This window comes from Alteromonas sp. HB246098 (assembly GCF_054890645.1).
In genome coordinates, this window is record NZ_JBTZUG010000002.1 from 200,775 (window position 1) to 224,645 (window position 23,871).

The 23,871-nt window shown below is 43.5% G+C and carries 22 protein-coding genes; 11 read left to right on the forward strand and 11 right to left on the reverse strand.

All coding sequences use genetic code 11. The features are described from left to right. The first annotated feature begins 136 nt into the window (after positions 1-136). The gene (locus tag ACYTPF_RS06770; RefSeq protein ID WP_461851657.1) at positions 137-604 is read left to right on the forward strand and encodes a DUF3718 domain-containing protein; all 468 of its coding nucleotides are present in this window, start codon (positions 137-139) and stop codon (positions 602-604) included. 179 nt (positions 605-783) lie between these two features. Here ACYTPF_RS06770 and ACYTPF_RS06775 read toward each other — a convergent pair whose 3' ends face one another. Further along, positions 784-2,127 (reverse strand): M24 family metallopeptidase, encoded by a 1,344-nt coding sequence (locus ACYTPF_RS06775; protein WP_461851658.1) that lies wholly within the window; start codon positions 2,125-2,127, stop codon positions 784-786. Positions 2,128-2,286: 159 nt separating this feature from the next. Beyond that, positions 2,287-2,667, reverse strand: coding sequence for a VOC family protein (locus tag ACYTPF_RS06780; protein ID WP_461851659.1), 381 nt, complete (start codon positions 2,665-2,667; stop codon positions 2,287-2,289). A 107-nt stretch (positions 2,668-2,774) separates the two neighbouring features. On the opposite strand from ACYTPF_RS06780, the gene soxR reads away from it, so the two are divergent. Continuing rightward, positions 2,775-3,251: a redox-sensitive transcriptional activator SoxR gene (gene soxR, locus ACYTPF_RS06785; protein ID WP_461851660.1), complete on the forward strand. Its 477-nt coding sequence runs from the start codon at positions 2,775-2,777 to the stop codon at positions 3,249-3,251. Positions 3,252-3,257: 6 nt separating this feature from the next. Continuing rightward, positions 3,258-4,232, forward strand: a complete 975-nt coding sequence (gene rlmF / locus ACYTPF_RS06790; protein WP_461851661.1) for a 23S rRNA (adenine(1618)-N(6))-methyltransferase RlmF — start codon at positions 3,258-3,260, stop codon at positions 4,230-4,232. Between the two features lie 124 nt (positions 4,233-4,356). Here rlmF and ACYTPF_RS06795 read toward each other — a convergent pair whose 3' ends face one another. The 5 genes from ACYTPF_RS06795 to ACYTPF_RS06815 all read right to left on the reverse strand — a co-directional run bounded on the left by ACYTPF_RS06795 (position 4,357) and on the right by ACYTPF_RS06815 (position 11,326). Next, entirely contained in the window at positions 4,357-5,079 is a 723-nt protein-coding gene (locus ACYTPF_RS06795; protein WP_461851662.1) for a TorF family putative porin, read from the reverse strand. 139 nt (positions 5,080-5,218) lie between these two features. Further along, positions 5,219-6,436, reverse strand: a complete 1,218-nt coding sequence (locus ACYTPF_RS06800) for a BCCT family transporter (protein WP_461851663.1) — start codon at positions 6,434-6,436, stop codon at positions 5,219-5,221. Between the two features lie 168 nt (positions 6,437-6,604). Further along, complete coding sequence (betA, locus tag ACYTPF_RS06805) at positions 6,605-8,257, reverse strand: choline dehydrogenase (RefSeq protein ID WP_461851664.1); 1,653 nt, start codon at positions 8,255-8,257, stop codon at positions 6,605-6,607. Between the two features lie 18 nt (positions 8,258-8,275). Then, positions 8,276-9,742 (reverse strand): betaine-aldehyde dehydrogenase, encoded by a 1,467-nt coding sequence (betB, locus tag ACYTPF_RS06810; protein ID WP_461851665.1) that lies wholly within the window; start codon positions 9,740-9,742, stop codon positions 8,276-8,278. A gap of 753 nt (positions 9,743-10,495) precedes the next feature. Next, complete coding sequence (locus ACYTPF_RS06815) at positions 10,496-11,326, reverse strand: META domain-containing protein (RefSeq protein WP_461851666.1); 831 nt, start codon at positions 11,324-11,326, stop codon at positions 10,496-10,498. Positions 11,327-11,536: 210 nt separating this feature from the next. Between ACYTPF_RS06815 and ACYTPF_RS06820 the strand changes: the two genes are divergently transcribed. Next, on the forward strand, positions 11,537-12,052 hold the full coding sequence (locus ACYTPF_RS06820) for an Mpo1 family 2-hydroxy fatty acid dioxygenase (protein WP_461851667.1): 516 nt from the start codon (positions 11,537-11,539) through the stop codon (positions 12,050-12,052). Positions 12,053-12,109: 57 nt separating this feature from the next. On the opposite strand, the gene ACYTPF_RS06825 is transcribed toward ACYTPF_RS06820, so the two are convergent. The 3 genes from ACYTPF_RS06825 to ACYTPF_RS06835 form a co-directional block, all read right to left on the reverse strand. After that, positions 12,110-12,766, reverse strand: coding sequence for a crotonase/enoyl-CoA hydratase family protein (locus ACYTPF_RS06825; RefSeq protein WP_461851668.1), 657 nt, complete (start codon positions 12,764-12,766; stop codon positions 12,110-12,112). A 106-nt stretch (positions 12,767-12,872) separates the two neighbouring features. Next, complete coding sequence (locus tag ACYTPF_RS06830; RefSeq protein WP_014977119.1) at positions 12,873-13,079, reverse strand: hypothetical protein; 207 nt, start codon at positions 13,077-13,079, stop codon at positions 12,873-12,875. Position 13,080: 1 nt separating this feature from the next. After that, the gene (locus ACYTPF_RS06835) at positions 13,081-13,446 is read right to left on the reverse strand and encodes a hypothetical protein (protein ID WP_461851669.1); all 366 of its coding nucleotides are present in this window, start codon (positions 13,444-13,446) and stop codon (positions 13,081-13,083) included. Positions 13,447-13,629: 183 nt separating this feature from the next. Here ACYTPF_RS06835 and ACYTPF_RS06840 point away from each other — a divergent pair, with 183 nt between their 5' ends. The 7 genes from ACYTPF_RS06840 to ACYTPF_RS06870 all read left to right on the forward strand — a co-directional run bounded on the left by ACYTPF_RS06840 (position 13,630) and on the right by ACYTPF_RS06870 (position 20,801). After that, positions 13,630-15,660, forward strand: coding sequence for an aminotransferase class I/II-fold pyridoxal phosphate-dependent enzyme (locus ACYTPF_RS06840; RefSeq protein WP_461851670.1), 2,031 nt, complete (start codon positions 13,630-13,632; stop codon positions 15,658-15,660). A gap of 93 nt (positions 15,661-15,753) precedes the next feature. After that, on the forward strand, positions 15,754-16,536 hold the full coding sequence (locus ACYTPF_RS06845; RefSeq protein ID WP_461851671.1) for a TrmH family RNA methyltransferase: 783 nt from the start codon (positions 15,754-15,756) through the stop codon (positions 16,534-16,536). Positions 16,537-16,574: 38 nt separating this feature from the next. Next, entirely contained in the window at positions 16,575-17,576 is a 1,002-nt protein-coding gene (gene ylqF / locus ACYTPF_RS06850; RefSeq protein WP_461851672.1) for a ribosome biogenesis GTPase YlqF, read from the forward strand. 79 nt (positions 17,577-17,655) lie between these two features. Next, positions 17,656-18,165 (forward strand): WbuC family cupin fold metalloprotein, encoded by a 510-nt coding sequence (locus ACYTPF_RS06855; RefSeq protein WP_461851673.1) that lies wholly within the window; start codon positions 17,656-17,658, stop codon positions 18,163-18,165. Positions 18,166-18,534: 369 nt separating this feature from the next. Next, a complete protein-coding gene (locus tag ACYTPF_RS06860; protein ID WP_015067690.1) occupies positions 18,535-18,756 on the forward strand; it encodes a helix-turn-helix domain-containing protein in 222 nt (73 codons plus the stop codon). A gap of 206 nt (positions 18,757-18,962) precedes the next feature. Next, complete coding sequence (gene upp / locus ACYTPF_RS06865; protein ID WP_179984135.1) at positions 18,963-19,592, forward strand: uracil phosphoribosyltransferase; 630 nt, start codon at positions 18,963-18,965, stop codon at positions 19,590-19,592. A 183-nt stretch (positions 19,593-19,775) separates the two neighbouring features. Beyond that, the gene (locus ACYTPF_RS06870; protein WP_461851674.1) at positions 19,776-20,801 is read left to right on the forward strand and encodes a LacI family DNA-binding transcriptional regulator; all 1,026 of its coding nucleotides are present in this window, start codon (positions 19,776-19,778) and stop codon (positions 20,799-20,801) included. A gap of 88 nt (positions 20,802-20,889) precedes the next feature. Here ACYTPF_RS06870 and ACYTPF_RS06875 read toward each other — a convergent pair whose 3' ends face one another. Then, positions 20,890-23,793: a TonB-dependent receptor gene (locus tag ACYTPF_RS06875; protein WP_461851675.1), complete on the reverse strand. Its 2,904-nt coding sequence runs from the start codon at positions 23,791-23,793 to the stop codon at positions 20,890-20,892. Positions 23,794-23,871 lie beyond the last annotated feature (78 nt).

The following is a 23,871-nucleotide window of genomic DNA, read 5'->3' on the forward strand; positions in this document are numbered from 1 at the left end:
TGTCGTGATCTGTATGTTTAATTCTCATTTTCTGTAATTAAATTACGAAAAATGCTTTATTTTTTGAAAGTTTTGTTCATAATGTACACATCACTTAGGTGATATCTAATTTAGTTACAAAATAGGAATTCAAAAAATGAAACTGTCTACTTTCGCTATTGCTTTAACATTAACTGTTGCTGCTACTCAATCTTTCGCAAAAGATGTAGTACTAAAACCAATTAACGACAACATCGAAACACAAGCGTGTTTAACTGCGGCTAAAGAAGGTTTTGGACCAGCTCTGCGCCTTATCCGCGCAAATGGTTTTAACGCTGAAGAGTTCAGTGCATCTGTACGTTGTAACGGTGAGTCGCTTCGCACTTTCGCTTACATGTACAAAAACAACAAGACAACTGAAAACGCTAAAACAGTAGCACTTGTTGCAAAGAATAAAGATGTTGCTTCACAAGCGTGTCTAGAAGCACTTTCTGTAGGTAAAGATGCAGCACTAGCGAAGTTTGGTTTGGAAGGTGAAAACATCATCTGTAACCACAAAGAAATGTCTGACTTTGTTCGTGAATACAGCGCAGAAAACGTAGTAGTTCGCACAGCAGCTGAATAAGACCGCGTTTTAGGATAGCAACCTACTGCTAATATTTTGTACAGTTTCATGGCCTTTCGCTTGAAAAGGCGAAAGGCCTGACACTTTACGTATTTACTTCTAAATCCCTTTTCTACACTGGCTTTTCTCGCCAATCGATAACTCTTACTTTTGGAAAAAACGCGAAGCTCTACGCTTATTTATCGCTTTTCATCAGAATGAATCAAATGAAGCTCGGTCTGCCTACCATCTAAATAGGTTACTGACTTCCCGTCAAAAAATGCATCTTCTTCCAGCATAATTCTAATTTCTTTGTTCCACTCTTTAATAAAGCTCGCTGCATTGAGTTCTATTGAGTAAGCCGTTTGTGCAAACATAGGGTAGTCACCCTGAATCGGCACACCTTCTTGTGCATCCCACATTCCTATCGTTGGGCCAGCTGCGTGCCCATGGAAACCCAGCGGGTGAGTATAAATAGCGGGCGTAATACCTTGTTCGATAGCCTGCTGTCGCGACATACTCAAAATAGCGTTACCTGTTCTACCTACTTTAAAATTACCAGTCAGTATGTCTTGCAGCTGGTTACCCGCCTTAAGCGCATTTTTAAGTGAAGCAGGCGCATCTTTTTCTCCTGGTTTTAATACGTAAGCATGCTGCTGTTGATCCGTATTAAGTCGCAAGTAGGTAATTCCAAAGTCAACGTGTATCAGGTCGCCCGGTTGAATGATGTTTTCTCCTGGACGTTTGCTGAAAGCACTGATCTGATCGAACACTTCATTGTCTTGTCTTTGGATGGAAACCGTAGGATGAAACCAATTGGTGAGCCCTAAGGCACGAGTTTGATCCCGAAGCCACCAGACAACATCGTCTGTAGTGGTTACGTTAGGTGTGATGACTTCATTTGAAAATGCTGTCGCTATCAGCGAGTGACCAATTTGAGTGAGTACGGGATAATACTGCATTTCCAGATCACTTCGCGTTTCTAACCAACCTATAGCCAGCCTTTCACCGCTAACAACGCGGCTTTTTAATTCTTCAGAAAGTACACCCATAAATTTTTCGTGTTCGGTAGCCGTCATGCCATCTGCAAGAGCAAATGCATTTGACGTATTAATGGCTATTTTCGAGGGATTTCGGGCTTCTATAATGTGTTGCAAGGCTTTCCATTGATCAGGTTGTGCTTCCTTGTCCCACGCTTTTTTAAATAGCGAGCCTACTGCATATCTCGCAACGGCTAAACGTTCCAGTGGTTGACCATTGCCTGGGTTATAAATGACTAACATGGTATGGCGTCGTGCGGAAATCCAGGTTGAAGGCAGCATGGTTCTTAAAACAGGGTCTTCGTTGTATTCCCGTGACATCAACACCCACATGTCGATGCCTTCACGTTCCATTATTGGGGGGAGTACGGAATTGAAGCGTTCAACGGTGATCTTATCAATCAGCTCGCTTCTCTGTTTCATACTAAGTATGTTATCTGCCCATGCGCTTGCCGATAGGGATAACATTACTAAACCTAAACTTATCGCTAGTACCTTTCTCATCCATGTTTCCTGTCTATTATTATTGAAATGATCACAGTGCTCGTTCATTTTTAGTAAACAAACTTAGCAAACAAAAAGCTAAGTAAAACGCGCACGAGTGAGGTAAGGTTAATCTAACACTAAAATTGAAAGTTCAGCTAGGTGTAACACTCGATGGCATTACACATATGAAACGACTTCAATTTCTATGTTTTGCTGTGCCATAAAATAAAAGCGTCTACCTGGTTCATAATCACCGTGGCTGTAGGTATTGAAATTTAAGGCAAGAACCCGCTGTTCGGTTTCGTCTAAATTTGGCACAACAATGCCAATATGATTGATGTTGGCCAAAGTTTTATAATCGCTTTTTATATCATTGATAGTTTTGGGCCTGTAAAGGGCAAGGTAGTCTCTATCGTTTCCTACGTGTACGGTGTAGCCGTCATTTTTAGCGCCGCCGCTCCACCTTACTTTCCAACCAAACAGCGTGCAAAGCAAGCTAGCTAACTGATCTGGGTCTTGAACGGTAATATTTGTGTGCTCTAAGTATGCAACTGTCATGTGTTTTTCCTTGTGTAGATAATCAACGCAAAACAGCCTAATATCTAAAGCTAACTTTAGATCAAGCGTTTTTTACTCGCTATTTCGAAATTGGAATAAGGGGCGTTATGGCACCAGAACCTATGGTAAGCATTGGCTTTATTGCTAAACGCACTGGCAATGCTGTTTCGTTAATTCGCTATTATGCTAACGAAGGGCTTATTCCTTCAGTGCGCACCAGTGGAGGTAATAGAGCTTTCCCTCGCTCTGTTATTCGCAGAGTTTCTTTTATTTTAATCGCGCAAAATATGGGTTATACCCTTGCGCAAATAAAGAACTTATTGTCTACGCTGCCAGATAACAGAACACCTACCCAAGCCGATTGGGCTAAACTGAGCACAGTATTCAATAAGCATATTGAGGCAAACATTGCGGCGCTGACCAGTTTAAAAAGCTCGTTGGAAGGCTGTATTGGCTGTGGGTGTTTGTCATTAGAGCGCTGTAGGCTTTACAATACTGACGATAAGGTGGCTGCCCAAGGTAGTGGCGCCCAGTTGCTCGATGAAAACGTGCAATCTCAGTTTTTAGTTTCACACAAAAAGTAGCGCTTCATGCATCCTAAAAATCTACATAAGAACGGCTATCCAATGGGTGCGCTGTGTCAGTCATACCCTGCGCTTAAGCCTTTTCTCGTTAAAGCTAAAAGTGGCAATATCAGTATAGATTTCACTAATTCACAAGCTGTAAAGCTACTTAATGCAGCTTTGCTTCGTCACTATTATCGGCTTGACTACTGGGATATACCCGACGGCTACTTATGCCCACCTGTACCTGGTAGGGCCGACTATATCCACGGTATAGCTGACTTATTAAAATCAGCAAGTTCTAATTTAAAAAATGGACGTGGGCGAGACGTACGTGGTTTAGATATAGGCGTGGGCGCAAATGCTATCTATCCTATTATCGGCGTTACATCTTATGATTGGTCGTTCGTAGGTAGTGACGTTGATGAAGCTGCTGTAAAAAACGCTAGTGTCATTGCTAGCAAAAATAGTGTCTTGGCCGATAAGTTCCAAGTTCGTAAACAAACGAATAGTGCGCACATTTTTAACGGCGTCATTAAAGGAAACGAACGGTTTACCTTTACTATGTGCAACCCTCCGTTTCATAAGTCTGCCCAAGAAGCGCTGTCTGGCACACGAAGAAAAACATCCAATTTAACTCGCAATAAGCAGAAGCGAAGTGGTGGAAAGTTTACCGATAATCAAGTTCAAGGTTTAGGGGGTCGTACAACCAAGCTGTACGGCAAAAATGCCTCTTACCAAAGGCAGAATGCGAACTTAAATTTTGCAGGTCAAGCTAATGAATTGTGGTGTGAAGGCGGCGAACTGGCTTTTATTCAGCGCATGGTGCAAGAAAGCGTATCGGTAAAAAACAACGTAGAGTGGTTTACCTGCTTAGTCTCCAAAAGTGCTCACCTAAAACCTATAAAAACCAGTATCAACTATTACGGTGCAACCCAGTGTAAAGTGGTTGATATGGGGCAGGGAAGCAAGCTAAGCCGCTTTATTGCATGGACATTTTAATCGCCAAGTAGCTGAGCGCGATTAATTAAAAGCATTTGAAACAACGAGCACCGGGAATGTGGTGCTCGCATGCATTCAAATTAGTACGAAATTATTTCGTAAAAACTATGCCAGAGATCGAAATTTAGAAGCTAAAGGTCTTTGATACACCAAATACAATACGCTCGTCGGCGGTATCTATATCAAGGTTTGTGTTTTCAGCAGCAATTTCAAAGTCTAATCCTTTGTAGCTTGTCTGATAGGCCAAACGGTAGTGATAGAAAGACGTGTTTTCGTCACGCCATACCCAAGTATCGCTGTCTAAAGAGTTAGATACGTCAAAGCTTGCACGAAGATTGTGGTTAGGTGCAAGTTCAAAGGTGTGAGCAATCATAGCAACTGCGTGTCTCGAGCCTGTGCCAAAGTAATCCCACGTGTACCACAGGTTAAGCTCAGTATTACCATAGTCGCTCGCATAGCCGAATTTAGTATAAATTTCCGGATAGTTACCGTCGCTTGAATCGTCACCGCCGTGATAAGAGTAGTAGGCAATGCCATAGTCAATGCTGACAGCTTCAGTGAGCATTTGGTAACGACCAATGTAGGCGTCCCACTCAAGGTTGGTGTCGCCACCAAAATCAACGTTAGATGCCCAAGTACCAACGTAAGTCCCGTTATCAAAAGCTTTATCAACACCTCCCTGAAGAGCCGGGTCGTTTTGTGTTTGGCTTAAACCGTTAAAGGTATAATCTGATACTGCAGAGATATTGGCGCTCCAATCAGCGAATGTGGCTGAAGAATACAATGCTGTTAGAAGAGCCGCTGTGAATATGTGAGTTGATGTAAAAAGAGAATTCAATTTTTTCATTGTTAAACACCTGTTTTTTATCGTTGTTTTATTTCGCCCATTTCTCTTAAAGCGCGCTTTTACGCGAGCTTCGGGCAATACTTACCCCCATTGGCTCAAAGTGAGCCAATGTTAAGAAGGTAAGAAGTAAATGATTTAGTTAGTTGAGATTTTCTATCTTAGTAAAGTCGATCTTGTTTTCTTTCGGCGAGGTTTTGATAGCCGTCACCGATTTAAACTTCTGACTTAGAATGAACGCAAAGCAGCTAAAGAAGATAGCGATAACTAGCGCACCCACCCACTGAATTTGCAAGAAATCTAGTTTGAACAGCAGTGTAAGTAACGACAGTGCGACTATGTTCAGAGCAATGTAGTTACCTTTACCAATGCGTTCCACAGTCATATTAAGGTTGTCGGTATAAAGTCTTATTAGTGAATCAAGTGAGTTGATTACAAAAACGATACCTACAAATACCATCGCCATATTGGTTATTCCTTCTGTTGGAATACCGGCACTGTGATAGTGGTACAACACTGAAAACCAGGCAGCGATAGGGATAGATGGGATAACCATCATAGCCAACATAACTTGGTAAGTTTTAAGACCGCCCACGAAACGAGACGTAAACTGACCTATCATGATGCTCCAGCTGAACCACCAGAACAGGTAAAATTCATGATACTCATTTATGGGTAGTACGAAGTTATCAATATTCGCAAAATAGCCGCCAATAAGCCCCAGGTTGGTAAAATATGCCGTTATCTCGCTTTCACCAAACACAAATGCTGCCGCCCACATGCCAATAATAAGCGCTATAAATACCCACGTTGTAGTGAGGCTTAAAATACGCACGTATTTAATACTAGTACTTGAGTAAACAGCAAAGGCAATAGCTGCAAACACGATTAGATAAAAAGTCGGAACGATAGATTCTCCATCGCCCACTGCTGGCAGGTACCATGGAAGGTTAGACAGCAATAAGAAAGCTGTGAAAGCACAGGTCCCTATAATTACCACGTTGTTTACGAACTTAACGATAGGAAGCTCGAAGAATTTAACCTTGGGTTCTATTACGCAGAAATAAAAACAAGTAAGAAAGTAGAATCCCCAAATTAAGAAACCCCAAAACCCAAACTCAATGGCGAGCGGATTGGTGAATGCGTATTCAGGACTTGCGCTTATGTCAGCATAACCAGCAAATTCAGTGAGCGGGAACATAATAAGGCCCACATCCAAACCCGAGGTAAAAAGAATAGCAATAAAGGTAAAGGTTCTAACTGGCGTTACGCCGACCACTTTCATGTTGCCCCATTTAAATAAAATATAGGCCACCGAAAGTAGAGTGAAAATAATGCCTGCACTAAGCCATACTGTCATTATCACCCTCCCAGTATTGATAAAAATAAAACATGTTTTTTCCTTTTTTTCGTTATTAAACAGACCACCCAGCTACACGCATCGTCACCTTAATCGGCGGCATGTAGGCACTGTGGAAGGTGCGCTTGTTGCAAAAACAAGCACACTGGTGCGAAATCGCTTTAACGTTTAGCGTTGCTCGGTTTGCCAATTAGGGTGGATGTCCACCGCCACATTCTGTAGTGGTAAAGCAGGTTTACCCAAAATTTTGTCTGCCGCTTTTTCAGCTACCATTATGGTAGGTGCATTTAGGTTTCCATTTGGAATGGTAGGGAAGATGGATGAATCCACCACACGCAGACCTTTAATGCCATGTACTTTGGTTTGTGAATCTACTACTGCCATGTCATCCTCGCCCATTTTGCACGAACATGACGGGTGGTAAGCACTCTCAACAGCTTCGCGCACAAAGGCATCGATTTCTTCATCTGTTTGAATATGCTCGCCAGGCTGAATTTCGCCGTCTCTGAAGTCGTCGAATGCTGACTGTGCGATGATTTCTCTTGTTAGTCTTACGCAAGCTCGAAACCCTTCAATATCATCTTGATGGTGTAAGTAGTTAAACAAGATTTTTGGCGGCACTGTCGGGTCAGCCGACTGAATGGTAACGCTACCTCTACTTTTGGGTTTATTGTGACCTACGTGTACCTGGAAGCCGTCGCCGTCGAATGCTGATTTACCATCGTAACGAATAGCTGCTGGCAAGAAGTGGTACTGAATATCAGGCCATTCCACATCAGCTTTAGAACGAATAAACGCGCAAGACTCAAAGTGATTCGTAGCCCCTAAACCTGAACGGTTTAGTAACCAGCGAGCGCCAATTAGCCCTTTCGAAACTAAGCCGAGCTTGCGGTTTAGCGTAATTGGCTGCTTGCACTTGTACTGGAAATAGAACTCCAAGTGATCTTGCAGGTTTTGGCCCACACCCGGCAGATGGTGTTTAACATCGACGCCTGCTTTTTCAAGAATCTCTTTGTCGCCAATTCCAGAAAGCTGCAGGATGTGCGGCGAGCCAATAGAGCCGGCACTTAAAATCACTTCATTAGATGTGGCGGCAGTTTCAGCTTTGCCATTAACCACATACTCAACGCCTTTTGCGACTTTGTTTTCCAGCACAACTTTAGTAACCAGCGCGCCAGTCACTATAGTTAAATTCTTACGCGATTTTACCGGGTCAAGATATTCACGGCTTGCCGAACTGCGTACACCGTCTTTCACGGTCATATGCATAGGCCCGAAGCCCTCTTGTTGCTTGCCGTTATAATCGCTCGTGATGTCGTAGCCCGCCTGTTCTCCGGCTTTAATAAAGGCGGTATAAAGTGGGTTTTTCATTTCATTGCCGTTATTAACGCCAAGTTCACCATTGCCACCACGATAAGCATCGTTACCCTTGTACCAAGTTTCTGCTTTTTGGAAATAGGGTAGGCAGGCTTGGTAATTCCAACCTTCTGCGCCGTGTGCTTCCCATTCGTCGAAGTCTTTGGCATGGCCACGTACGTATACCATACCGTTAATAGACGACGAGCCGCCAAGCACTTTGCCTCTTGGGCAGTGCATCTCACGGTTGTTTAAATACGGCTCTTTTTCAGTATTAAATTGCCATGCATACTTGTCGGTATTCATTGGAATAGACAGAGCTGTTGGCATCTTTATGAAAATGCTTTTATCTGAGCGACCGGTTTCCAGTAGCAATACCTCGTGCTTTGGGTTTTCTGATAAGCGGTTCGCTAGCACACAGCCAGCAGAACCTGCTCCAACAATAATGTAATCAAATGTCTGCATATGTACTCCTACTGCGGCTTAAAACGGGCTCTCAATTTGGCTCATACCTACATAAACCGATTTGGTCTGTGTGTAGCTATTTAGCGTTTCAACGCCGTTTTCACGTCCAATACCAGACTGTTTGTAGCCGCCTACAGGCATTTCAGCCGGAGAGTTACCATATGCATTTATCCAGCAAATACCAGCTTGTAGCTGGTGGATAACGCGGTGCGCGCGCTGAATGTCTTTACTAAATACCCCCGCGGCCAAACCTAGTTCAGTGTCGTTTGCTCGTGCGATCACTTCGTCTTCATCATCGAAAACCAAAACGCTCATTACTGGTCCAAAGATCTCTTCCTTAACGATAGTCATATCGTCGGTGCAATCTGTGAAAATTGTTGGTTCAACAAAATAGCCGTTAGGAGCAGAAGCTGGTGAGGCTGCGTTACCACCGGTTAATAGCGTTGCGCCTTCTTCTTTCCCTTTCGCAATATAGCTAAGCACTAGCTCTTGGTGCTTTTTAGAGATAAGTGCGCCTAGGTTTACATTAGGGTCTAGCGGGTCACCCATAATGATATTGTTTTCGGTACGGGTTTTAAGCTCATCAATAAAGGCTTGATAAACAGAACGTTGAACGTAAACACGGGTGCAGTTAGTGCAGATTTCACCTTGGGTATAAAAATTACCAAGCATAGCGGCGCTAATAGCTTGGCTAATGTCGGCATCTTCGAATACTACAAGGGGTGACTTCCCGCCAAGCTCCATTGTTACGTCTTTTAAGTTCGACGCAGCGGCGCTTTGCATCACTTTTTTACCTGTGCCTACCTCACCAGTAAACGATACTTTCTCTATGTCAGGGCTGTTTGTAAGCCACTGACCTACTTGTGCTGCGCCTTGAACCACATTGAATACGCCGTCAGGTACGCCAGCTTCGGTGAAAATTTCAGCCAGTTTAAGTGCACCCATTGGGGTTTCTTCTGACGGCTTAAATATAAACGCATTACCTGCGGCAAGGGCGGGGCCTGATTTCCAGCAAGCGATTTGAATAGGGTAGTTCCACGCGCCAATACCAGCGCAGATTCCTAGTGCCTCTTTGCGCGTGTAGAAGAAATCACCGCCAACGGGTTGCTGAGTGCCCAGTTGAGTAGGAGCAAGGCCCGCATAGTACTCAATGACGTCAGCGCCAGTTTCAATATCTACACAATCAGCTTCTTGAATAGGCTTACCGGTATCAAGCACTTCTAATTTGGCGAGTTCATCATTACGTTCGCGAAGCAGTGCAACCGCCTTGTTAAGAATGCGAGTTCTTTCGATAGGCATCATTGCTGACCATACCGCAAAGCCTTCTTTAGCACTCTTAATCGCTTCTTGTTGGATAAACTCATCAGCCACTTCTACGTGATAAATTACCTCACCGGTTGCAGGATTGGTTACTGCAAAGGTTTCTTTGCTTTTGTTCGCCATCGGCTTGCCGTGAATGAAATTCTGATAAGTTGGTAATGACATGCATAAACTCCTACTTTTAATAGTGCTGACAACGCTCGCCAATTAGCGCGCTCTTTGCGTGAAAAATAAATACGTACAAGCTAATACACATATTTGGTTTCAATACGATGAATAGTGTTGAAACTATTTTTCTTGCTAAGCGTTCGAAATGTTCGAACTAATCGCTCTTCGCTTAATAAACACCACTTTAGCTTTCTTTACCTTCACCTCTATCTGAGCCGTGTTTCTGCAGGCTTTACAGGAGTTAATTTAGATGCGCTTAAGCAGTGTTTTTATTTTAATTGGCTGTTCAATAAAAATAAATTGTATAGTGTTCTAACTATTGTTTCAACGTCGAAGCATATTTAACGGCAAGTGATAAGGATGTTAAGTGCGTGTGTTTGTAGCTTAAGTAGCTGATTTATATTGGTTAAAGGCGTAACATTAAATATATAAATAAAGCGCTAACTCCACATGAGAGTCTTTAGCCCGAAGAGGGGGAACTATGAAAAAGTGTTTAATTGAAACTATTCGACAGAGGGTAGTGGTAGGTAAAGTAGAATAGGTAAACCACAAATTGGTTTAAACAAACAAGTGCCGTTTATTAAAGGCGGCTTAATAGTTAAGGGTGAGAACAAAGCACATGTAGCTCATGACAAGTGCAAAGCGGCTTCTGCACTCTACCTAAAATGCCGAAGCATGACATAAATAGTAGTGAACCTTTCTAAATAAAATGCGGCGGCAGTATTACACGGTAATACTGCCGCCTGAAATTTAATGATTAATTGTACAGTGGTAGTAGCCAGAGTTTATAGAAACGGTGGCAACATCACCTTTATTCCAATACACCACACCTTTGTTGTTTGTGTATTTCGCTCCCGATGCAGAGCGTGATAGCTGCACAATGTGATGGGCATTGTTGAGCGAGAGTGCTTTTGTATCTGGGCCAAGGGTATTTACGCGTAATTCTGTGATACTGGCGTTTGGTGTCTCACACTTATAGGTTCTGCTATTGGCTTGCGTGGTAGCGCCGGCCATGTCTTGCTCTTTAGCGGCGACTTTCGACCCTTTTTTAGTTCCAAGCCCGCGTTTATTAGCATTACTGGAGTTGGAACCTTGGGAGGAAGACGAAATTATCGCTTTTACTGTTTCGTTGTCATTGCTGTCAAACAGGACTAGCCATGTGTTATTTAATATTGCATAAGTTTTCGATGAAGCCAGAGCATCTACAAAGCCTTGCTCTTGTTTCATAAGTGCTGGGGCGCACATCTTTCTGGTAAGTACAATTTTATCGGCAGAGAAGGGTTGAGTATTGCTCTCTGCACTGAATGCTTTGTTTGCATTCGCAACATCGAGCGCCCCTGTATATTGATTACAGCCTGTGCTTCCGCTTATTCTGCTAACATCACCATTTACATTCACATTAAGAGTAACGTGGCTAAAGTCGATAATACCTGCTTGATTTATGCTTTCGACCTGCCAATGGCTAGCTGAAAGTGTTAGCTTGTTCTCCTCACTACTTTGTCCTTGTTCATCATTCGAATACATTGAAGAAACTGAACTACAAGCCGTTAAGGCGAGAAGTGCAGGTACTGCTAAAGTCAAAAGGTACTTCCTTTTATTCATGAAAACTCCACTTATTATTCATCAATAGCGGTAGGAGTCGCTTTTCACGACTAAGTTCAGCAATATTATTCAGTTAAAAAAACGTAAATGCTAAGCCAGTTTTGTTGTGTTTGTCGTTAAACCGACAGTTTGCATGTAACCGCAAGGAGTAAACTGACCATCACAATACAAATAAAATGTTGGCGGAGTATGAAAAATCTAGAACAACACTTAAGTGAGTACGCTAAGTACCACAGAGATCAGAAAAACATCTACACCCATTACATAGGCATCCCGCTTATTGTTTTTTCGGTGCTCTGCTTGCTTAGTAAGCCTGCATTTCATGTAAATGCTCCCATTTTGGGAGCTATGGTCATTAGCCCAGCTCTGTTCGTGTGGGTGATAGGCAATGCATTCTATATCAAGTTAGACATAAAACTGGGCGTTGTTATGGCATTTATTACGGGGGCTATGGTCTATTTCGCTCAACCTATTGCTCAGCTTAGTATAAATATGTGGCTTGCTATCTCGTTAGGCATTTTTATCGGTGGGTGGGTACTGCAATTTATTGGTCATCATTTCGAGGGAAAAAAGCCTGCGTTCGTAGACGACATAATGGGGTTGGCCATAGGCCCACTATTTGTGCTTGCGGAATTGAGTTTTGAATTGGGCCTTAGAAGTGCACTTAAAGAAGAGATTGAACGCCGCTCCGGACCCATAAAGTAACTGCTTTAGACAGCGCGTTGAAACAACCAGTCTCAACGCGTTGTTATAACTTAAGCGCTAAGCTTTCATCTTCTCTATCGTTTCTTTACGCAATTGTATTTTAGATTCAGCAAAAGACTTCCTAGGTAACATCTTGAGTTTTTCTGCGTAACCCATAGCCGTTGCTAAAACCTGCTCCTGAGGTACTGCCGCATCTAAAAAGCCTGCTTTAACCGCTTCACTGCCTTGGTAGATACGTGAAAAAAGTAAGGCTTCAGTTTGAGACGTGTTAGCTAATCTTGCTTTGGCTAGTTCCATACCGAATGGCGGCAGCACCATGCCAATGGCGGTTTCATTAAGACCATACTTAGTGTCTGCGTCTTTACCAATGCGCAGGTCAGCAGCCATAAGCATAATTGCGCCCATTGCAATGCTGTGACCTTCTGCAGCAACGACGACAGGTAGTGGGAAGCTATATAAGCGTACGATTAGCTCAGCGCCTTTTGATACCAACTCTTGTTGTTTTGCTTTGTCGTCGGCTTTCATTACCGATAAATCAAACCCGCCGCAAAACTTGCCTTCGCCGCCGTGTAATACAACCGCTTTTGCGTCTTGTTCTGCTTCATCTAAGGCATCGTTAAACTGCTGAATAAGCTCAAAGCCAACGGCGTTAACTTTTCCGTCGTCAAAGGTGATTACTGCAATATCGTTATTAATAGCTAAATTAAAGGCCATGGTATGTCCTGTCACTTTCTGGGGAGGAATTAATTTACGTTACACTCTGTTCAGCGCAACTTTCTAGCAGTGATTGTAGGTAATTGATTTCTTTTATGATAGTGCTTTAGGCTTCATCTTCGGGATATGTGCTATGAATATCGGTAATAATTCGCGGAAGTTCTGCAATAAGCTTCTTTTTATATCGGCGTTGCCTGCGACGCGCTTTCGCGTTATTAGCCCGCCATTGCGCACGTTTATCTTTCACAATTCGCTCTAGGTCTTGGCCATCCTCTATTAAAATTGCGTCGTTAATGGTTGTTCGTTTCGTCACACTAAAACTCCAACTTTAGCTGCTTATTGCGCCATTGTTTCGACTGTTGGTTGAGTGCGTGAAGCGAGACACTCTCAGTGGCTATTTGTTTGGCAAGGTTTAATGCAGCGCTGGCTTGCTCGACGGTCAGGTTTTTATAGGCCGGCGAGGGAATGACCTCATACCAAGCACAGCCGACAATATTGTCTAAAATCACCCGCATAAAACAGTGGTCATGATGTATTGGCCAGGCGTTTTTCTTTGCAGATGCAATAGAAGGGAGCACGTTTTTCGCGTAGTGTAAGAATTCTCGTAGGTTACTTTTGTGCTCTGTTGAGTTTGAAAGATAAGCGTGTGGGAATTGGTTTTGAAGGGAAGGTTTGTGCATGAGTGATTTAGCCCTCGTCCAATTCGTTTACGCACTTGTATTACGACATAGCAAGAGTTTACACGACACCAGTGAAATTCAGAGTTACACTATTTTTAGTTTTACTGTTTTTGTTTATAGATTCTTAGTTTTATGAGTTTTAGCCTAGTGCTAAATGCTCATTATTAATTACATGGTTGGTTAATGCGCCCTCATTTAAAAATTCTTGTTATAGAAGATGCTGTTGATTTATTGGAACAAATCACCTCGAGTATAGGCAACACGATTGCTTATTTTGACAGAAGTGACGTTGAAATAAGCCTGCTTGAAGCGAACTCCGTTGCAAAAGCACTGCAATTTGTTCGTGAAGACGGTGACATTCAGGCTGTTGTATTTAGCTGGGATGTGGTGGCGAAGGTTAAAGAGCTAACAGACGTAGTGCCTTTAAATGGCGTACTTAATGAGAATACGAGCACCGCAGCCGAAAGCGTCAGTGCACAAAACGCAAACGAGAAAACCACAAGCGAAAAGTCGTCTGCACGCAACGCGGTGATTGATAATAACGCCAGAGTTATCGACGCCATTAAACGCATTCGCCCTGAACTTCCCGTGTATGTCTTAGGCGATGCAGTAAAAGGGTTGGATATTGTAAACCAAGCCAATGGCATTGAATCATTCTTCTATCGTAACGACATTATTTCAGACCCAGAGTCTATTTTGGGTTATATCATCAATGATTTTGATGATAGAAACGAAACACCATTTTGGACTGAATACAAAGACTATGTAGTAGAGTCTAATGACTCGTGGCATACGCCAGGTCACAGCGGTGGCGCAAGCTTTAGAAATTCACCCTATATCAGTGATTTTTATCGTTTCTTTGGGCGTAACGTGTTTGTTAGTGACTTATCGGTAAGCGTAGACTCGCTGGGCTCATTATCAGATGGCACTCACGCTATTGGTAAAGCGCAAGCCGCTGTCGCGAATACATTTGAAGTTCGTCATTCCTATTTCGTCACGAATGGCTCTTCTACATCAAACAAAATTATTTTGCAGACGCTGTTGCGTGAGGGCGACAAAGTTATTGCCGACAGAAACTGCCACAAGTCAGTGCACTACGGCATTATTCAGGCGCGAGCCATGCCGGTGTATTTAGACAGTGTATTTAACCCTGAATACGGTATTTTCTCACCCCCTAGAATGGCGCAAATTAAGCAGCTTATTGAAGAAAATACTGACGCTAAACTTATCGTTTTGACGGGCTGTACCTACGACGGGTTATTGACCGACCTTAAGCAAGTCGTAAATTTAGCCCATGAGCATGGCATTAAAGTGTTCATTGACGAAGCATGGTTTGCGTATTCCTTGTTCCACCCTGCATTACGTGACTACTCTGCTATCGCCGCTGGGGCAGACTATATTACTCACTCTGCGCACAAAGTGGTGTCGGCGTTCTCGCAAGCATCCTTTATTCATGTAAACGATCCGGATTTCGATAAAGACTTCTTTAAAGAAGTGTTTGCAATTCACACCAGTACCTCGCCCAAGTATCAACTCATTGCCTCGCTTGATGTATGTCGTCAGCAGCTGGAAATGGAAGGCTACAAAATTCTTAATGAGCTATTAAGCAACGTTGCCGAACTCAAATCGCAAATGGCCAAGTTTAAGCGACTTAAAATACTATCGCCAAGTGATTTTGCGAATATGTTTTCTCACTTTGAAAGCGATAACATTGGGCACGACCCGCTTAAAATCTTAATTGACGTATCTGCGCTAGATTACTCTAATCAAGAAATACATCGTTTCTTGATGGACGAAGTCGGTTTAGAAATAGAGAAGTTCACTCATAGCACTATTCTAGTACTGCTTACGCTAGGTGGAATGCGCTCTAAAATTGTAAGGCTATACAACGCGTTAAAACGTCTTGATGATGGCGCCGTTAACCTAAGCAAGCGCAAGAGCAAGAGTCCGTTACCGGCAGACATTCCGCCAATTCATTTAGACGACCTTCCGTCAAAAGCGTTTTTCAGCCCTAGGGAAGCTATACCATGGCAAAACAGCGTTGGACGCACAGCAGCAGGTTTAATTACACCGTATCCTCCTGGTATTCCGCTTATTGTTCCTGGACAGAAAGTGGAACAAGCGCACATTGACTACCTTCAGGCACTGGCAAGCCAGAAGCTTACCGTCCAAGGTATTTACGACGGTGAAATTTATGTTGTTGCTGAAGAATGATTAAACCATGTTATAGGCAGGGTAAATTGTCACCTTGCCTTTTCCTGAACTTACCTTACACTTGCGCCGAAAGTTATAAAAAGGGCAGTGCAAATGAAACTAAGTGATGTGAAAAAGCTTCATCAAAAGAAATTTAGAACGCAGTTCGGATTCTATTTGGTGGAAGGGGAGCACTTAGTTTTAGAGTTAATTAATGTTGCTCGGCATGACAGCAGTACATTAGGTGATATTACCCTTTATGTGACAGCTGATTATGAGGCGTGGGTGAAAGAAAGACTTGTTTCTTCAGTCTCTAATATGAAGGTAGAAACGGTATCGTCTCAACAAATGCAGCAACTAAGCGATACCAAATCACCTCAAGGTATTATTGCTCGCGTTCCACTTCCTAACACTTCGTTAGGCTCACAGCGGTCACAAACCAACATTTCCCCAAACAAATCCAGTACCGAAAAGTACATCTATTTGTATGAAGTTCAAGACCCCGGCAACTTAGGCACCATACTAAGAACCCTCGCGTGGTTTGGCGATTTTACGCTACTACTAAGCCCGAACAGTGTAGATCCATACAACTCGAAAGTTGTGCGTTCGAGTATGGGAGCTATTTTCCACGTGAACATGGAATTAAACGTAGCGCTTGAAAGCCTAGGGGAGCGGTTCGAACGTTTCGCCTTCTTGGATATGAATGGTAACAATATTACCTCTAACACCTTTGGTGATTACCAGTGTTATCTCTTTGGCAATGAAGCACGCGGCGTTCCTGTTGAAGCGCTATCAAAGCTTAACGCAACGGCGTATACCATTGCGGGAAGCGGTAAGATTGACTCGTTAAACTTAGCCAGCGCTGTGAATATCTGCGCTTATGAATTAACCCGTTAAGCACACTTCCCTCAACTCGATTACGATAGGAAACAACCATGGCATTACAATGGTTCCCTGGGCACATGCACAAAGCCCTGAAAGAAATTAAAGAGTCGCTTAATCAAGTAGACATTCTTATTGAGGTGCTTGACGCACGTATTCCATATTCCAGTGAAAACCCTGAAATTGCAAAAATACGCGGCGATAAGCCCTGTATTAAAATTCTTAATAAGTATGATTTGGCAGACCCAGAAATAACTGCGCGCTGGCAGGAAAGCTTAGAGAAAGAGCGCGGCGTGAAGACGATTACGACCTCTAGCGATAACCCGGGCAATAGCAAGCAAATAATGCAGCTGGTTAAAAGCATTTGTTCGTATAAAGAAGGTCAGCCCAAAGCAATAAAAGCTATGATCACGGGTATACCTAATGTGGGTAAATCGACGCTAATTAATATTTTGGCCGACCGAATCATCGCGAAAACAGGTAACGAGCCAGCCGTTACAAAAAGCCAGCAGCGCATTAATTTAGGCAGCGGTATTATCTTGTTTGATACACCAGGCGTACTTTGGCCTAAGCTTGAAAACCCACATTCCATTTACCGGTTAGCGTCATCAGGCGCTGTTAAAAATACCGCCATGGAATACGACGATGTCGGTTTTTTTGCGGCAGATTACCTCATTAAAGCGTATCCAGAGGTAATGCGGGAGCGCTACAAGCTGGACGAGTTGCCAGATACTGAAATAGAGTTTCTGGAAGCCGCCGCTAAAACGCGTGGGGCGATTCAAGCGGGTGGGCGCGTAAATCTTCATAAAATATGCGAGATCCTGCTTAAAGAACTGCAGTCGGGTAAGTTGGGGCGAATAACGCTAGAGACACCGGAAATGCTGGAAGTCGAAAAAGAGGAAATGGCACTTGAAGCGGCGAAGAAAGCTGAAGCGAAAGCCAAGCGTAAAGCAAAATTCAAAACAGGCTCGTTGACGCCAGATAAGAAAGATAGGAAAGAAAAGCGAGAAGAGAAGCGTCAAGAGCAAAGCCGCAGAATGAAGAAAAACAAATGATAGCTTTTGATGCTTGCGGAATTAGAGGGAGAAGCGATAGGCTTTAATGCAATACCCAAGCATTAGTTAGGAAATGACGTTGGACGATATTAAGTATTTTGATAAAGCATTGTTTAGTGACTTAAAACAGAAAGCAGCAGAGAGTCCTCGCCGCCGAGCTAATTTTAACGTTCATAAATCTTATACTGATATGGTTCAGCGTCTTTTCATTGCCATGATGCCAGACTCTTACGTGCGGCCTCACAGGCATGTGCAGGCGCATAAATGGGAGTTTTTCATGGTAGTAGAAGGCGAGCTAAATATTCTATTTTTCAACGATGAAGGCGTAGTTACAGAAAGAGTAACGTTAGCGGCAAATGGTGAAACAAGTGGAATCGAAATTCCTCCGAATACTTGGCATGCAACTGTGTGCTCTAGCCCAGTGGTATTTATGGAAGTTAAGCAAGGGCCGTATGAAGTGACTGATGATAAAGGTTTCGCAAACTGGTCTCCTGAAGAGGGAAGCGACCTTGTACCACGCTTTCTCGCTTCGCTTAAACAAGCAAAGGTGGGTTCTGAAGTTAACTGCCTGAGCTCGCACATTTCCTAAAACGGTAGCTTTCAACTTGTTTTGCGTACTTTCCTCTTTGGAAAGTCATTGCTATTGCTTATCTACATGGTATGGTTAAGGATAAGTGACACGAGGCGGCTATTGTTTTTAAATAATAACCATTAGCCCCCATTATTTTACTTAGTCTCGGCAGAATGCCGTTTGTACAAGTACATTGTAAAAAGAGAATTATTATGCGAAACGTTTCAACTGGTTATTTTTATAATTTTAATTACTGATTGCACCTGACCGTCGGTGTTCAGGGGCAATTATTGGCTTCTGGGCACTGCAGGTAAGAACGTTTTGCTAAAGCCCAGAAGGTACCACCATCTGGGCTTTTTTAATGCCCGAAATTCTCGGTAAAAAACAATGAAAGAAATTACACTAGGTGACATAAGAAAGCAGCATAGAGTGAAACAAGAAGTCGTAGCAATGGCATTATCTGTTACTGCCTCTGGCGTGAGCAAGCTGGAATCGAAGCGTATTCAAGATGTTTCTCTTCATCGCGCAGCAGCATATTTAGCGGCCGTTGGCGGAAATATGAAAATTGAAGTGACTATGCCCGACGGCGCTACTTTACAAGTAGGGTAGGTCACTAGCGCTCATACACACCATAAATTACTTCAAAGTCGGTTGAGTAATTAGCAAAGGTAGTGCGCGGATAACAAGCTGGTTTTCGTGAAATATGTCTGGCTTGTCCTAAGTAAGCATTGAATAAACATATTTTTACGACTAAGCGCTTTAACTAAGGCATGGCTGGGTTAAAATATAGTGGAATCGATTACAAGGAGTCTTACATGGCCGTTCACGAAATTACCCATCCGCTTATTGCGCATAAACTAGGGCTTATGCGAAATGCCAAAATTAGTAGCAAAGATTTTCGCGAGCTTGCCTCTGAAGTGGGAAATTTGCTGACCTATGAAGCAACGCGAACTCTGCCTACAGAACGCTCGATTATAAAAAGCTGGTCTGGCGACGAGGTAGAAGTAAGACAAATAAAAGGCAAGAAGATAACCGTAGTGCCTATTCTTCGCGCCGGCCTGGGCATGCTTGAAGGTGTACTAGAGTTAATCCCAAATGCAAAAATTAGTGTGGTTGGTCTATATCGCGACGAAGAAACCCTTCAGCCCGTTGCCTACTTTGATAAGGTGGTAAAAAATATCGACGAGCGTACTGCGTTGATTGTAGACCCTATGCTTGCCACTGGCGGAACCCTAATTGCTACTATTGACCTACTTAAAAAGAAAGGTTGTCGTCGAATTATGGGGCTGTTCCTTGTTGCAGCACCAGAAGGCATTAAAGCCGTGGTTGATGCCCACCCTGATGTTGATATATTCACAGCTGCTATTGATGAAAGATTGAATGAAAAAGGCTACATACTGCCGGGCCTAGGTGATGCTGGGGATAAAATTTTCGGTACCAGATGAGGCGCCAGTTTCTTAAAATTAAGCTTGCCAATAAACTTTAGACTAAAACGCCAAGTTCCTAGTTAAAAACTGCGTTAAACGTTTAAGTTAATGTTATAGTCAAAGGGTAGTCGAAGCGCACGCTTGCTACCCTTTTTTAATTACAACTCAGGGTAGTAAGTCTCGTTAAAAGAGCTAATAACAATGAATAAAACGAAACTTACCCTTAAAGATGTTGCTGAGCAGTTAGGCGTATCAACGGCAACCATTTCAAATGCGTTTAATCGTCCTGACCAATTATCCAAAGCGAAGCGCGAAGAGATTTTGGCACAGTGTAAAAAGATTGGTTACAGTGGCCCGAACAAAGCCGCGCAAATTCTTAGAAAGGGGACTTCTAATATTGTGGCTTTAGTACTTGCCGATAGTATTTCTTACATGGTGAGTGACCCCGTAGCTAGCACATTCATCAAAGGGGTTTCATCCGCCCTTCAGGAGAATGGGAAGCACTTACTACTTTATGCTGGTGACTCAAATAGCCTACTTGATGTTGTTGATTTTGTTGACGGCTTTATCTGCTATGGTCAGCCACGCAACAGTAATTTGGTAAAAGAACTAGCGGTATCTCCTAAGCCGGTTGTTACGGTTGATTTTGATATTGAAGATAAGCCGTCTATTAATATAGATAACGAAGAAGCAGCGTATCGCGTTGCGTCCCATGCATTAAAAGAAGGTGACAATGTGGCCATATTTGGGCTACGCCTTATCGATTCACCCTCTACGTGTCGTATCTATGATAGTCCATTGATTGATGTAGCTAGCTCAATTGCCCACCGTCGTCTTGATGGTTATTTAAAGGCTGCTGAAGAAAAAAGTATTGCGGTAAGCAATGAGCGTATATGGCACCTTCCAGAAAGTGATCGACACTTTGCAAGGCAGGCAGCTAAAGAAGTGCTGACCAGCTCTCCGAGACCCAATGTAGTCCTGTGTATGAGTGATATTATAGCGCTAGAGTTGCTTAACTTAGCCTTAGATATGGGAGTTAACGTTCCAGAAGAGCTTAAGATAACCGGTTTTGATGGTATCGAAGAAGCTGAACGCGCACGACCTAGTCTGACTACCGTATGCCAATCTAGTGCAAGTAAAGGTGTTGAAGCAACCAAAGCGCTACTTAATATGGTTTCTACCAAAAGTACGTTGCCTTTCGAGCTTCGCGTTGGAGAGACCGTATAAAGAAGCTTTGCCGAAAAGGTTAATAAGGCGCCCGAATTTAGTGCGCCTTATTAACCGGAAGCAACCTTAGATATGGTAAATGCTTTTTTTAGTAAAAAGCGTAGTTAAGGTTAAGCATATACGAAGGGCCAAATTCCCGGCGAAGCGTAACAATGCCAGCATCATCAATAGTTTCTTCCTTCTCATCGGTCAGGTTAACGCCCTGAAGCGATATTCTTAGCCCTTCTAAATACGCAATGCCACTGTCTGCAAAGTCATAACTGATTTGTGCATCAACCTGAGTGACGGCATCCCGCGTGGCAGCTTCAATCTTATTAGAACCCCCACGTTGATAAGTAAGAAACTCTGAACGGTCAGTCGCGGCCACCCTGAATTCGAACCCGTTAGCTTCGTAGTAAGCCGTTATACTGTATGTATTGTCTGACTGACCTGGGATAGCAGTGCCGTCTTCAAGTTCAGCATCTAGAATAGTTGCTGAAGCAGCAATACCAAAGCCATCCAGCGCATCTGCCATTATTTTCAATGGAATATTGGCCGTTAGCTCAATACCTTTCATTTCACCTTCAAGACCATCTTCAAAGAACGAATAGAACCCCTGATCTGGCGGTGTTACTAAATCGCCCACTTCATAAGGCGTATCCTGTGGGCCATAATTGCCTGCCACATCTATCACCCGGTCGTGAAATCCGGGAATGAAGTAGTTTGCACCGTCATTCGTGACATCATTTGTAAAGTCGATGAGCTGATTACCGTCACGCGTCCAGTTGACTAAGTCTTTGTAAAAAAGCGCAACTGATACGTAACCCTCTTCATCGAAATAGTTTTCAAAAGATAAGTCAAAATTATTAGCTTCAAGCGGACGAAGGGTAGGGTTTCCGGTAAACTTTGACCACGGCGAGCCAAATTCTCTTACCGCTTCTTCAGAGTTCTCTATAGCGATCAGCTCTATATTTTGGTCAAATTTTACAAAACCTGATGCCTTCATCTGATCGATTCGAGCACGGCTTATGGTTTTTGATGCGCCGAAGCGTAAATAACGGTATTCATTCAGCTCTACACTTACGTTTAAGCTTGGCAGGAAATGAGAATAGTCATCGCCGTCGTTTATTATACAGTCGGCATCGGCAGCCCCATTACCATCATCATCACATACGGCAAAGTTTGGTCCAACAATACCAATAAAACCTGATGAGCTTTGATCAGTTTGCACATATTGAGCCCCCACATTGCCTTTAACATTAAAGCCCTGTAACTCGGTTTCAAAGTCTAACTGTGCATAAAAGGTGGTGACTTCTTCATCTACCGTGTATGTGTCGCCTAAACGATCGGGTTCTAACAGTCCGGCATCGTTTAGTGTGTACTCGCCATCATTGTATGGCGCAAAGCCGTTATACGCTACTACCTTGCCCATTCCCGCCCATGTTAAGTCAGCGAGCCCGTTATATAGGTATTGCTCGGGAATAGCACCTGAAAAGGGATAAGATGAAGCTGTGGCGAAGAACCCTTTGTTATCTTTTGCTTTGTATCTATCGCTGTAGTTAATACCTACAGTAAAGGTATTGAAAATACTCCATTCAACATAGCCTACCGCTTCAAAGCGCACGGTGGTCAACTCTTCTTCAAAATCGGCGAAGTTCAAAAAACCGTCTTGCGCATTGAAGTAGCTGTAGGGTTGGCCGTTTGCTTGCAGAGCATCAGTAGCAAATTGGTCGGCAATATTGGCCATTCCGCCCCCCCAGACCTGAGGGCCAGCCAGCTGAAGTAAAGCTGGGTCAGAAAATGCGTCTAGGCCGCTACTATCAGTGAATGTAATACCATCGGCGCTCATTTGAAATTGACGCTGACCGAGCTGGCTCCCATCGAGCGCACCGGAGCGGGCAAGACCTGCGTAAGACTCGCCGCGTAAGTCCCGTTTATTTGATTCGCTATCTGCGACATCCAGCGTTACTGACCAATCATCGTTTATGTCGTATGTTATATTTAAACCAAAGGTTTGAAGCTCGCCATCTTTTTGGGCGGGGTCCGTCCTAAGTACAGGGTTTGCGTTCACTTGTGTACCTGAACTATTAACACCGCTACCGGTAACGTCTGCCGCTGCAAAGGGTTCAATAAAGCCGCGGATAACGCCCGAGTCAGAGTAATCAATATCAAGGGCATCAAATACAATATCTAGTCTATCGGTTGGACGCCATTGCAGAATGGCTGAAATTGTGTCGCGTTCTAGCACTCGGCTAATGGCTTGAGTGTCTAACCCAAACGGGAGTATCTGTCCGTCATCGTTTTCACCATAGCCCCAGACGCCGTATTTCCTTTCATTCCTTGGCGATTCGGTTGAAGCAATGGCGAGCGCCAGGCCTACGGTGTCGTCTGCAAATTTCTCTACAAATGAAAGGGCAAATCGATTACCGCTGTTATCAAACTCGGGGTTGTCAGAATCGTTACTGCCGAGTTCATAAACGCCAGTTACGGTTAATGTTTCTTGCGCTGCTAAAGGACGTACTGTTTGAAGGTCAACTGTACCGCCTATACCTTGTACAAGTAGTGACGCATCTGACGTCTTATATATAGTCGCCCCTGTCATTATTTCCGCAGGGTACAAGTCATATTCAACACCACGGTTGTCGCCGATACCAATAAGTTCTCGGCCATTTAGCGAAGTGCCTGTGAAGTCTTCTTTAAAGCCTCGAACAGATATTCCCGACGTTCTTCCTCCAACCCGTTCACCAGAGACGCCAGGCAATCGCGCTAAGGATTCGGCGATGGATGAGTCTGGAAGCTTACCTATGTCCTCTGCTGAAATGGCTTCTACAATAGAGTCGTTGTCCATCTTTACCGCTTGGGCTCGAATTAGCGAGCCTCGAATACCTGATACTTGTATAACTTCAACTTGTGACTCGACTGTTGCTTCTTGCGCTATGGCTGAGGCTCCGTGCAGCGCTATCGAGATTGATAGGGTAATTAACGCAGGCTTAAATGTGTTTGTGTGCTTCATGCCGTGTCCTTGCTAGTGTTTTGAGTATGGTTTTTATTTACAGCAGTTTAACAATAGTGTCAGGTTAGCAGCTGTGCA

What these genes read in the sequence shown, in the direction of transcription:
- betB (WP_461851665.1), bottom strand. Translation starts at nt 9,742, where the DNA reads ATGTCATTACCAACTTATCAGAATTTCATTCACGGCAAGCCGATGGCG.
- soxR (WP_461851660.1), top strand. Translation starts at nt 2,775, where the DNA reads ATGGCACCAGAACCTATGGTAAGCATTGGCTTTATTGCTAAACGCACT.
- ACYTPF_RS06775 (WP_461851658.1), bottom strand. Translation starts at nt 2,127, where the DNA reads ATGAGAAAGGTACTAGCGATAAGTTTAGGTTTAGTAATGTTATCCCTA.
- rlmF (WP_461851661.1), top strand. Translation starts at nt 3,258, where the DNA reads ATGCATCCTAAAAATCTACATAAGAACGGCTATCCAATGGGTGCGCTG.
- ACYTPF_RS06820 (WP_461851667.1), top strand. Translation starts at nt 11,537, where the DNA reads ATGAAAAATCTAGAACAACACTTAAGTGAGTACGCTAAGTACCACAGA.
- ACYTPF_RS06795 (WP_461851662.1), bottom strand. Translation starts at nt 5,079, where the DNA reads ATGAAAAAATTGAATTCTCTTTTTACATCAACTCACATATTCACAGCG.
- ACYTPF_RS06825 (WP_461851668.1), bottom strand. Translation starts at nt 12,766, where the DNA reads ATGGCCTTTAATTTAGCTATTAATAACGATATTGCAGTAATCACCTTT.
- ACYTPF_RS06800 (WP_461851663.1), bottom strand. Translation starts at nt 6,436, where the DNA reads ATGACAGTATGGCTTAGTGCAGGCATTATTTTCACTCTACTTTCGGTG.
- ylqF (WP_461851672.1), top strand. Translation starts at nt 16,575, where the DNA reads ATGGCATTACAATGGTTCCCTGGGCACATGCACAAAGCCCTGAAAGAA.
- ACYTPF_RS06780 (WP_461851659.1), bottom strand. Translation starts at nt 2,667, where the DNA reads ATGACAGTTGCATACTTAGAGCACACAAATATTACCGTTCAAGACCCA.
- ACYTPF_RS06860 (WP_015067690.1), top strand. Translation starts at nt 18,535, where the DNA reads ATGAAAGAAATTACACTAGGTGACATAAGAAAGCAGCATAGAGTGAAA.
- ACYTPF_RS06875 (WP_461851675.1), bottom strand. Translation starts at nt 23,793, where the DNA reads ATGAAGCACACAAACACATTTAAGCCTGCGTTAATTACCCTATCAATC.
- ACYTPF_RS06840 (WP_461851670.1), top strand. Translation starts at nt 13,630, where the DNA reads ATGCGCCCTCATTTAAAAATTCTTGTTATAGAAGATGCTGTTGATTTA.
- ACYTPF_RS06835 (WP_461851669.1), bottom strand. Translation starts at nt 13,446, where the DNA reads ATGCACAAACCTTCCCTTCAAAACCAATTCCCACACGCTTATCTTTCA.
- ACYTPF_RS06770 (WP_461851657.1), top strand. Translation starts at nt 137, where the DNA reads ATGAAACTGTCTACTTTCGCTATTGCTTTAACATTAACTGTTGCTGCT.
- ACYTPF_RS06870 (WP_461851674.1), top strand. Translation starts at nt 19,776, where the DNA reads ATGAATAAAACGAAACTTACCCTTAAAGATGTTGCTGAGCAGTTAGGC.
- betA (WP_461851664.1), bottom strand. Translation starts at nt 8,257, where the DNA reads ATGCAGACATTTGATTACATTATTGTTGGAGCAGGTTCTGCTGGCTGT.
- ACYTPF_RS06845 (WP_461851671.1), top strand. Translation starts at nt 15,754, where the DNA reads ATGAAACTAAGTGATGTGAAAAAGCTTCATCAAAAGAAATTTAGAACG.
- upp (WP_179984135.1), top strand. Translation starts at nt 18,963, where the DNA reads ATGGCCGTTCACGAAATTACCCATCCGCTTATTGCGCATAAACTAGGG.